Genomic DNA, 11,419 nt, shown 5'->3' with positions numbered 1-11,419 from the left:
TAGAAAGAAGTTTCTCACATGTCTCATCCAACTAAAACCGGCATACCGCCGGCAAAAGGCTTATCCAACGGCAATAGGATCAAACTCATTATCGTTTGTGCGGCCGCTGCCGTCGGCGGATTCATGTTCGGTTACGACACATCCGTCATCAACAGCGCCGTCAAGGCACTGACCAGTCCGGATTCCGGATTCGGCGTCACAGGCTTCATGTCCGGATTCACGGTTTCATCGGCGCTCGTCGGCTGCGCTGTAGGAGCTTGGTTTGCTGGCAAACTCGCCGATCGCTACGGTCGCACCAAGGTTCTTATCGGCGCATCCATACTGTTCGTGGCCTGCGCCTTGGTATCGGGCCTGACAAACAACGTTTGGGTGTTCTTCATATTCAGATTCCTAGGAGGGATCGGGGTCGGCTTCACCTCCGTCATCGGGCCTTCATACATATCGGAGATCGCTCCTCAGAATCTGCGCGGCATGCTAGGTTCCATGCAACAATTCGCCATTGTCCTTGGACAAATAGCAGCTTTAGGCCTCAATGATCTGTATGCGATGGGCGCAGGCGGTGCTGAAAAGACCTGGTGGCTGGGTCTGGCGGCTTGGCGATGGATGCTGATGACTATGGCTCTGCCAGGCATACTCATGTTCGTGGTGGCACTGATGCTTCCGGAGTCCCCAAGATACCTGGTGATGAAAGGGGAGAACGAAAAGGCCAGGACTATCCTCTCCGAAATCACAGGCGAGCCCGATCCCGACGACAAGGTTCAGGAAATACGTGGAACCATGCTCGAACGTCCGGCGCGCTTGTCTGATCTGAGAGGCGATTGCTTCGGATTGCGCAAGGTCATGTGGGTGGCAATCGGAGTAGCCATGCTGCAGCAGCTCCAAGGTACGAACGTTATCATGTTCTATGATTCGTCCATGTGGCAGATGGTCGGATTCTCCGAGCAAAGCGCATTGCATATGTCGTTCATTCGCACGATCTTCGCTCTGATTGCAACCATGATCGGCATGGCCTACATAGACAAGATCGGTCGGCGCAAGCTGCTGACGATTGGCTCCGTAACCATGACCATTGGTCTGGCGCTTATGGCCGTAGGGTTCTTCACCGGCAAAGTGGTCAACGGTGAAGTGAACGTGACCACAGGCTGGGCCTGGTTCTTGCTGATCGTAGCCAATGTATTCTGGTTCTGCTATTCCGCTACCTGGGCACCTGGCATGTGGGTCGTCATCTCCGAAGTACTGCCAAACTCCATTCGCGCCATAGGAGTGTCAGTGGCGACTTTCTTCTGCTGGATTGCTTCAGCCGCCTGCAACTGGGTGTTTCCTTCGATGCGTGACGGGATTGGCTTGGGCTGGTCCTACGTGATCTTCGCCCTTTTCGGCGTAGTAGGTTTCCTCCTAGTCACCAAGGCCCTGCCCGAAACCAGCGGCGTGGCGCTAGAAGACATGAGCGAGAACTGAAACCGGGACCCTACACGGGCATTTTGATGATGGCAGGGGCCATGCCACAAGGTTCCTGCCATCATCCTTACCCACTTATTACCCACTTAAGAACCAGACTTATAGCCTATCGTTAAGAAATATGGACAAAGAGGAACAGTAATCATGAAACCCGCCGAGCACTTCATCGACTTGGCCAAGTCGGACTTCGTCATGCGAATTCCTTCAGCCACAGCCCGGCGTACATTTCTTTATCTGCTCAGATCTGGCCTGTTCAGCTACCAGCCCGGCTATCGCCTTGATCGCCGTTCCTTTGACAGTTTTCTCGTCATGCTAGTGCTCTCAGGATCCATGGATTTGGATCTGCCTGCAGGTCATTTGCGGGCCGTGGCTGATCAATTCGTTCTCGTTGACTGCTATTCCCGTCATTGTTATGGGACTGACACTGAAACGGACGTACTGTGGATGCATTTCGACGGAATAACTGCACGGCCCTATTATGATTTGATCACAGCTAAGCTTGGAAACGTAATTAGCCTTCGCAACCCTTCGTATGCGCGGACTCAGTTGCGTGAGATCCACGATATGGCCACGGATCAGGGTGGATACTCCGAACCGGAGATGGCTCGTCATATTACCGATCTGCTTACGGAATTTGCTGTAGAGAACAAGCCTGGAGTCACAGCAAAGCGCTCACGTACTATCGATGACTCGATAGCATACATCGCCGATAATCTCGATCAGTCACTAACGGTGAGCTCACTGGCCGAACGGGCATATATGAGCGAATACCACTTCATTCGTATCTTCAAAAAACAGACAGGACTGACACCTCACGCATATATCACGGCTTCACGTGTTGATGTGGCCAAGTTCCTACTCGTCAACAGCGATCTTTCCCTGGACGAAATCCGCAAACAGTGCGGATTCTCCTCGATATCGATCCTGTGCAACACTTTCAAACATCAAGTAGGCATGACTCCTATACAGTACCGCCGTCAAAACGGTAATTACTGAGTGCTCGCTACTCTTCAACATTTAAAAATCTTATTAGAATAATTCGTGCCCATATAGGCATCCTCATCGCAGATTCCGCAACAACATACTGGTATCATCCCACGCAATTCGACCTGCGCGCTATGCTAAGCGCAAGCATCCTTTTGCTGGTTTTAGGCTGTGTGGCAGTTCTACGTCTGCGGATTCATCATAGGCGTGGGCATGCCGGCTGTACTTTACCTAGCCGTACCCATCTTGATCAACGCATGGTTCTGCAAGCGCATCGGATTCAATATAGGTTTGTGCATGGTCTTCACAGGTGTAGGCGGTGCTATTTTCAACCAATTAGGCAACTTGATCATCCAATCCGCACCCGACGGATGGAGACGTAGATGCCTGACCGTTGGACTTATCATCCAGGTCGCCGCTCTTCCATTTACCATATTCGTCGTCTGCTCACATCCATCAGACCTAGATCTGCAGCAAAACCCACGAGCAAGGGCATAACAGCGCATCAGACCCCGCGTACCCCGGCTTTCTGATCCTTGGAGATATTCTGCGCACTGATCACCATTGATCAGACTGTCTACCAATTCCTGCCCCCCCCCCTATGCGACATCCATTCCCTCCATGGCCTCCATGGCAGGTCTGATTGCCTCCTCCTGCATGATTGGACAAGCAATCGGCGAGATCACACTTGGATTCATCAACGACCGGAATGCGATCCTTAGTTTAGGGGGGATCAGAAGCGGACTGATGGGCATCTTTGCGATATGAGCTTTCCCCAACCAGGGCATCCTGCTGCTGCTCGGTTCTTTCGGATTTGGATTCGTATATACCTGCACGACGGTCGAAACACCTCTGTTGGTGCGCTCGGTCTTCGGCACCTCGGACTATACGGAGATTTATGCCTGCATACAGATGGCCGGTTCCGCAGCCTCAGCCGTCGCAGCGATCCTCTGGAAAATAATTGTTGACCGCCACATGGTTGTGCCATACTGTTCACCTTGAGCACGCTGATCATGGTAACAGCTCTGACAACTGGCTCTCTTCCGCTGGTCGATGGCCACAGGAAAGGGAGCCTGTATACATGAAATAATTTTTACGGTAATTTCTGTATCGCTGCTTGTTCAAAGATAAGGTAACAAGCTACAAAGGCCGATGAGTGCGGATACGTTATTGACCCAAACTAATTCGTGAACAATACAGTTGGCATCATGCTGATTTACGCCACATAGCATCGCTTTTGAGGTCGAAAAATCTCATCGAGTGACAGCCAGCAGGCTTGGCGAAGCAGTAATACAAATCCACATACCAACCGCAGGAGACGTATCATCCGGAATGGCTCATGCAGCAACCATCAGTATGGGAGTATGGGCATGCCATAGCATACGATGAAATACGACAGCACATCTCTATAAAGGAGTGGATATGACTGATCGACTACAAGGTAAGGTAGCCATTATCACCGGAGGAACCGGCGGCATGGGCGTGGGCATAGCCGAATGCTTCGTCCGCGAGGGAGCCAAGGTGGCCCTTACCGACATCAAGGAGACCGATGCCTCCCGCAGCTTCATGCAGGAGCATCCCGGGCAGGTCGTCTTCCACACCTTGGACGTGACAGACGAGGACCAGTGGGTCTCCACCATCGACACCGTTGAAAAGGAGCTGGGCCAGCTGACCACTGTGGTCAACAACGCCGGCGTCGGCGACAAGGGCGTCACCATGGACGAGGAAAGCTACGATGACTGGAAGAAGATCATCGCTATCAACCTGAACGGAACCTTCCTGGGCACCAAGCATGGCATGCGGGTCATGAAAGGCCGCGGCGGATCCATTATCAACATCTCCTCCATCGAGGGCTTCGTGGGCCTGAGCCGGGCTGGAGCCTACAACGCCAGCAAGGGCGGCACCAGGCTGCTGACCAAATCTGCCGCTCTGGATTCCGCCAATAACAACTACGGTGTTCGCATCAACTCGGTCCATCCTGGATTCATCAAGACCCCTCTGATCAGCCAGAGCCTTGAAGACAGGATGAGCAAGCTGACACCTCTGGGCCACATCGGCGAGCCCCAGGACATCGGCGAGATCTGCGTCTACCTGGCCAGCGACGAATCCAAGTTCGCGCTGGGTGCCGAATTCGTTGTGGACGGCGGATTCATCGCCCAGTAAGGAGTTCCATTAAGGACTTGCCCCAACCCCTTCTTCTGCCAGTCCGCCTCACAGCAATGCAAGCGGCTAGGCTGAGGGAGGGGTTCACTTATGCCCCCAACGAGGGGGCGTCATGCGACTGTGGCATCAAGATTTAATCCCACTGCTTCCCAGACAGCAGCTGCTGGGCCAGCATCGGGAGATCACCGCCCTGCGTGGACTGGGCTGGGGTCGACGGCATGCCACCGTTGACTATGTCTTCTGCCACTCCCCATACAAGCTCTTTCAATTTCATCTGCTGGTCATGGCAACGATGCGCGAGCGCGGCTACCATCCTGATCCCGCCTGGTATGACCCGCTCTACCGCGGCAGGCATTGCCCGCCCTACGAGGATCTGGCTGCAGAGCCGCTGACAGATCCCATCTACCCCGAGCACGATGCAACCTATCTGCAGGAGTGCTTGGAGAATCTGGCAGGGAAAGGCATCCATCTGAGCTATTGACAATCCTCAGGGCCGGTGCCGACTGGATGCTGCATCCATAAGATTCGCTGACACGTACGGCAATATTTGGGAACGGCTGTTTGAATCCGAATATCTGCCCAAAGACCGTACTTCGCCCGACAACCGGTTGGCGGAGTTTTGCCAACCGAAGGGCATTATTCCCGAGTAAGCCTGGACACCGGGGGCACCAGGAGGGTGACCGCCGCCAGCAAGAACGCCAAGGGCAACAGCGCCGGCCTGACACCGGTGTGGTCGGCCAGAAACCCGATAGCCGGAGGAATGATCCAGGAGACCCCGTTGTAGGCAGTGGAGATGACCGAAGCACGCTGGGCCGCCACGGCTGGATCCTTGGTTGCCAAAGTAGTAACAATGGGTACGCCCAGAGCAGCTCCGACACCCCAAATTCCAGTGCCCACAAGGCTCAACACAAAAGAGGGCGAAAGAGCATAGACCAGGATGCCCAGAGCCGAGACCAGGAGGGTCAGGACCAGCGAGCGCATGTTCCCCAACCGCTCGATCAGATGTGTCCCCAACAGCCTTGAAACGATCATGGCTGCAGCGAAAATCGTGGGAGCAAGACCGGCTTGAGACTCGGGGACGCCGAAGGCATCGACCAGGCCGATCCCGCTCCAGTCGTTGACGGCACCCTCGCTGGCCTCCAGGGCCACGTTGATCAGAGCAAGCATGAGCACCAGGGCATCGCCCCAGGCAGCCAACTGCTTGCCGAAGGCGGACGATTGCCCTGAACCCGCCTGCTGATCCGAACGTTGGTCGTCAGCGCCGCCCTTGTAATCCCCTAGAGGCTGAGCCGGGCAGAGCAGAACGCAGGCGATCACCAGAGCCAGGCTGACCAGCGCATTGACTGCTAGATGTGCACCTATGGCCACACCCAGATGAGACAGGAGCGAGCCCAGTCCCAGGGCAAGAAACATGCCCAAACTATATGAGGCATGAAACCGCGGCATTATGGACCGAGAGGAGAATCGCTCCACTGCACCCGCCTCGACCGTGTTGACCGTTCCCCAGAGGCTGATCCCCGCCGAATTGAAGAGCAGTCCCAAAACCACCCCGGGCACTGAGCGCAGAGTGACAGCCAAGGCCGCGATTACCATGCCCAGGCACCAGGTGGAGGCTGCCAGCAGCATGGCCCGGCGCACGCCCAGCCGATCAGTCAATACACCCGAGATCAGCATGCCGACCAGAGCGCCGCAGCCGCCCAGAATGGTCATCAGAGCCAGGCCCGAGGGCTGCAGACCGAGGCTGGCCTTGACTGTTGGCAGTCGAGAAATCCAAGCCGAAGTACCGATGCCCATGATGATGAAGAACCCGTAGACAGCTGACCGCTCTCGCATTCCGTGACCTGGAAAATCGGCAGGCGAGAGCTCATGATGATCCCGTTCACTCATGCAGACCTCCCTGTTCTGTCCATAGTTGACCCTTTACTCCGGAGGCGCATATCAATAGCGGAATTATAATCAATGACTTTGTATACTATTCTGTAAAGCTAGTATCGAATGACTCGAGAACCATCGTAGACAGTCGACCGGATGACCTGAAGGGGATGCCCCGGCCCGACGCCCCAGTCGGTCGTCGGCGCTCAAAAGGAGAAACGTGGCAAAGGGTAATTTGAGCGGAAAAGTCCTGGCCGGCCTGTTGGCTATGGCCACGTTAATACCCACTATGGCCTTAGCCGATGGCAGACAGACAGCTGATGCCCAGACCACCGCCTCCACATCAACATCTGCAACGACACAAGCACAGCAGACATCGTCCACGTCGACCCAAACCTTGACTCCACAGTTAAACACCGCCGCGTCCGAGGCAGCCCAAACCACTCAGCAGTCGAAGTCAACCGCCTCGAACCAGGCCGCGCCCATACAACCCAGCACAGGGCCAACCACCAAATCGGCAATCAAGGACATGCTGGACACCGACGACGCCGTGGTCACCACACTGTCCCAAGCATCCCGCTCCACTGGCACGGCTCCTTTCGACAACGATAACAACCCCGGCGACGACCACGATGCAGACAATGACATAGTGCGCACTTTCGATAAGGTGTCCTACACCTACTCTTTTGCCGTAAATACCCGCAGCGAGACAACCAGCTATCGCCGAGGCCGAATAGGCTTCCAATTCAGACTGAGCCAGCCTGAGGACCAGGTCACCTTTGATGTGAATTCCATGGGCTGGGTGGACACTACGCCGGAATACCAGCCAAAGCAAACTACAGAGACTATCGACGGTCATCCGACACAGGTGCTTACCGTTTACAGGCTACTCACCGCCCCACAGAATTTGCCTACCGTTATTCCGGGATCCTCCAGCGTCACTCTGGTCCTTCGGGTCCGAAGCATGCCCAATGGCAGCAAATTCGCCCCCGAGGTCCAAGCCTGGGGCGCTCCGAATACCACCACCAAGACCGATCCTGCTTCAGCCACATCCGATCAGGTCACCGTGTCGGCCAAGCTTAATCTGAACCTGCGAATCACTGGCGGAACCAATGAAGGCTCCGGCAACCAAACATTCGACTTCAACACCCCAGCCGCCAGCAATTATCCCAACCATGAGCTGGGTAAGCGCAAGGGGATAATCAGCAAGTTCAACTGGGCCGTTGACATGCGTTGGCCCGATCGAACCAAGGGCCTCAAGGGTCTGGAGGTTCCCACTGGCCCCATTACCTTTTCCCTGTCACTGAGCAATTTGTGGCAGACCGCTGGCGGAGATGCCTACCCGAAGATAGCGGATCTGCAACCCTACTTCTGGGACATCGGCACCATCGACGGCGACTTCAACAACAGCGGACGCAACACCGGCGATCAGGGCTGGAGACCCACTCTCAGCAACTATGGCTATGCCCGATCCACGGGTGGCACGGCTGGAAAGGACCAAGTCCAAGGCAATGGTCAATACACCGTGGCTGAACAGCGCAACAGCCAGGGCCTCAGGCTGGACCTGACTTTGAAGGACTATAAAACCAACGACCCCTTCCCCTACCTGGGACACACCTATGCACCAGACGCCAAGTGCACGCCTGCCCTGGCCTCGACTGACTGCACGCGACAAGAAGTGGCCGAAATCTCCACTGGTTACCTATATGTCTTCAACCCCTCCACTGTCGACGGCAAAGACGTGGCCAACTACTATGGACAGACCGGTCTCAGCTTGCAGAGCAAGGTCGACGACGGCAACCTGAGTGCGAAATCGCTATCAAACCAGTCTTTACCCCATGCCTCTGGCCCCACGGACACGTCAAACCAACCCGACCAGTCCGATGACATGTGGCACAACGTCATCTTCACGCTAGGCTCCAACACAATAAAGGCAGGCATCAGCAACATCATTCAGTACAGTTGCATGACGGCTCCTAACTTTTTTGATGACGGCGTGGACTGCGGGTGGTGGACTGCTCCTGACAATCTACGGGGGACCGACTCAGCAGTCGCAGGGACCAAAGTGCGGGTAACGGCCGGTTTTAACTTCAAAACCAGCAAGGCTGATCTGCCTCTGCTGGGAATGTCCTTGGTCAAGATCGACCCAAAGGTAGTTGGACTGCCAAACTCCGACGGTCTGGATCTTCCCTGGGGCAACGGCATCTGGCAGAACGGCAAATACAATGATCCAACGAGCGATAAAAACCCGTTGCTGGATCTGGTCATGTACGCCACCAAACCCGACGGGAAAGACTGGAAAAACGACACTGAGCAAGCCAATGCCGACATAGAGGATCTGAACTTTTATAGCACGCAGGAGGATGCAAAGAAGCATGGCACGGTTGTAGGCATGCTGCTGGGCGGGCGCACCGCCGCGCCCTCCAGGTTTGCCGAAGAGAATTCCCGATTCGGCTTCGGCGGATTTGTGATCAATGTCCTCCCCGATGCCAAAGTAAGTTCGGTAGCCCAGCTGACATCAGTTTCACGCACTTTCACCCGCAGCCAATTAGCAGCTATGGCCGGGCTAAGCCCCGAGAACTCCAGCGATCAGGAATGGGAGGAGTGGGCCAAGAAACAGAACCCCTACGATCTGGCCAAAATCAAATCTCCCGTCTTAGCCACGTCAGTCGGAGGCTATACCAAAGCCAACTATAACCAAATAAACGGTTACCTGGGCGGAGACACCGGCGGCAATGAACACGGGGACAGCCTCTATGTAACCGGCGAAACCAACACCATCTCCAACGCCGTGGCACAAACAAGCACCAATTCCAAACCCAAAGAATACTTTGACATAGACAGCGATCAACGGTTCGTTGACTGGCGGCTAACCATCAACACCGGCACTTCAGCTTCCCAAGCCAACAAGGGCGCCAAAACCGAACTCTACATCACCGACAAACTGCCAGCAAAGCTCCACTACATCCCCGGCAGCGCCCGATTGGGTGGCACATATACGGAAGCCACGCCTGAAATGGGCCACATAGAGGGCGGAACCGCCTGTGAGCCATCAGTGAGCACGGACCCCGGAACCGGAATCACCACTCTGTCCTGGACACTGACCAACATCCCTGTGGATGGCAACAACCGCGTCATCCACTTCTCCACCTCCCTGGGTGACCTGACTGACCCCAGCAAAGACATCGGCTCCAACGAAGACCTGACGACCTCTGCCACAGTTCAGTCAAAACAGAATATGTCCCAGCCCAACACATACTTGAAGACTGCCGATTCCTTCACCATCCACGCTTGGCGGACCAACACAACCACCCTTTCCACCTCGGCCGTACAGGACACTAATGAAGTCGGTGCACCAATCGGCTTCACCAACATGCTGAGCAGCACCTCAGGCAGTGGCAAGCAGCATCACTATGCCATCGACATCATGCCGTACAAACAGACAAGCGGTAAACCCGACTTCCACGGGGAACCTACTTTTGCCGATATGAACGTAAAAGCTTCGGCGGGGGCTAGTCTGAGCGGAATCACCATCCGCTACACCACAGATTCTCGATGGCAGGTCAATGACACGAGTTCCATACAATCCCAGGAATACCTCTCTTGGGACGAGGCTGACTTCAACACAACAAGTGGCGAAGTGAAAATGCCTGCAAACGTGGTGGCCTGGGCCTTCATCATCGATGGGCAGCCCAACCAATTCCGCTATGACATTACTTTCCATATAAATCCCGGAAACAACTCCTCCGGCGACCTCTATCGGAATCGCTGGGGCAATGCACTGAACCAAATGCCGGCTCAGGCCATGGTTGTTCAACGTTCCATCAGTGGCATCGTATGGTACGACGTCGATGGGGACGGCACCCGCTCTTCGGACGATATTCTGCTTAAAGATGTCAAAGTTACCCTGCTCAACGATACTGACGACAAGCCCGCCAAGTCGGTCGTCACCCCACATGATGATCTGAGCACAAAATCTGATTCCCAGGGCAAGTACGAACTGACCAATATACCGGCAGGGCAATTCCACCTGCGGTTCGACCCCGCTCCGAATACGAACTGGACCCACCTGTCTACGACAATCCAAAAGGCCAGCGGAGCCAGCCCGAGCGAAAACTCCTCAGCCAGCGACATACTGGAGAACGGAACCATGAAAGGCGCCGTCATCAAGGATATTAAGTTCCAGAAAGCCGAGGATATGGTGGACGCAGCCAGCCAATCCCTGGATTTCAACAACTGTGGCCTGACAGGAACAATGGACACCAATGAGGTGTCTGCCGGAGTCAAAGTACAGATCCAAGGCAGGAACTGGCTCAACTCAGACTCCTTCACACTGGCTATCGAGCCCCTGGATAGCGCACCGTCCGCAGCGTTGCCCAGCCAAATCACCATAGACGCCGACAACAAAAATGCCCAGGTGCCCGTCAACGTGTCTGCTCTGCCCGACGATGGCAGCTACGAGTATCGTATACACCAGGAAACCGGCTCCATTCCTGGCCTGACGTATGATCAGAGCACTGCAATCCTGACCATCACTTTGACAACCGATGCAGCTCAGTTACAACGTACCGCCAAGGCGCAGTGGACTGACAGCAAGGGCAAGAAGATTGACACGGCGGCCTTCACCAACACCTACCAGGCCAAGCCGGCCAAGCCCGTCATCACCGCCACCAAGCACCTGCAGGGCCGGGACCTGAAAGCCGGGGAGTTCACCTTCCACCTGTACGACGGGGAGACCGGCCATGAAGCGGGCTCGGCATCCAACGACGCCCAGGGCAGGATCGCCTTCAACGACCTGACCCTGGACCAGCCCGGCGACTACCACTACACCATCCGCGAGGACCAGGGCAGCCTGCCCGGCATCACCTACGACCGGCACGCGGCCACGGTCGACGTCCACGTCACCGACGACCTCAACGGCCAGCTCCAGGCCACCATCGAC

The 11,419-nt window shown here is 55.4% G+C and carries 6 protein-coding genes; 5 read left to right on the top strand and 1 reads right to left on the bottom strand.

Translation table 11 applies throughout. The annotated features are described in order from the left end of the window. Positions 1-18 precede the first annotated feature (18 nt). From J3T92_RS06115 to J3T92_RS06100, 4 genes are all read left to right on the top strand, one after another. Entirely contained in the window at positions 19-1,458 is a 1,440-nt protein-coding gene (locus tag J3T92_RS06115; RefSeq protein ID WP_267400458.1) for a sugar porter family MFS transporter, read from the top strand. A gap of 144 nt (positions 1,459-1,602) precedes the next feature. Next, positions 1,603-2,454 (top strand): AraC family transcriptional regulator, encoded by an 852-nt coding sequence (locus tag J3T92_RS06110; RefSeq protein WP_267400456.1) that lies wholly within the window; start codon positions 1,603-1,605, stop codon positions 2,452-2,454. Between the two features lie 1,410 nt (positions 2,455-3,864). Next, a complete protein-coding gene (locus tag J3T92_RS06105; RefSeq protein ID WP_121914317.1) occupies positions 3,865-4,605 on the top strand; it encodes an SDR family oxidoreductase in 741 nt (246 codons plus the stop codon). A gap of 112 nt (positions 4,606-4,717) precedes the next feature. Beyond that, complete coding sequence (locus tag J3T92_RS06100; RefSeq protein WP_101431864.1) at positions 4,718-5,086, top strand: TIGR02328 family protein; 369 nt, start codon at positions 4,718-4,720, stop codon at positions 5,084-5,086. 155 nt (positions 5,087-5,241) lie between these two features. Here J3T92_RS06100 and J3T92_RS06095 read toward each other — a convergent pair whose 3' ends face one another. Further along, positions 5,242-6,492, bottom strand: coding sequence for an MFS transporter (locus J3T92_RS06095; protein ID WP_267400449.1), 1,251 nt, complete (start codon positions 6,490-6,492; stop codon positions 5,242-5,244). Positions 6,493-7,006: 514 nt separating this feature from the next. On the opposite strand from J3T92_RS06095, the gene J3T92_RS06090 reads away from it, so the two are divergent. Beyond that, the coding region (locus J3T92_RS06090) for a Spy0128 family protein (RefSeq protein ID WP_267400447.1) at positions 7,007-11,419 on the top strand (4,413 nt) is incomplete at its 3' end.

The sequence above is a fragment of the Bifidobacterium sp. B4081 genome, assembly GCF_026537335.1.
In the GTDB taxonomy this organism is placed as follows: domain Bacteria; phylum Actinomycetota; class Actinomycetes; order Actinomycetales; family Bifidobacteriaceae; genus Bombiscardovia.
Note: the sequence above shows the minus strand (reverse complement) of the source record. Positions and strands in the feature narration are given on the sequence as shown.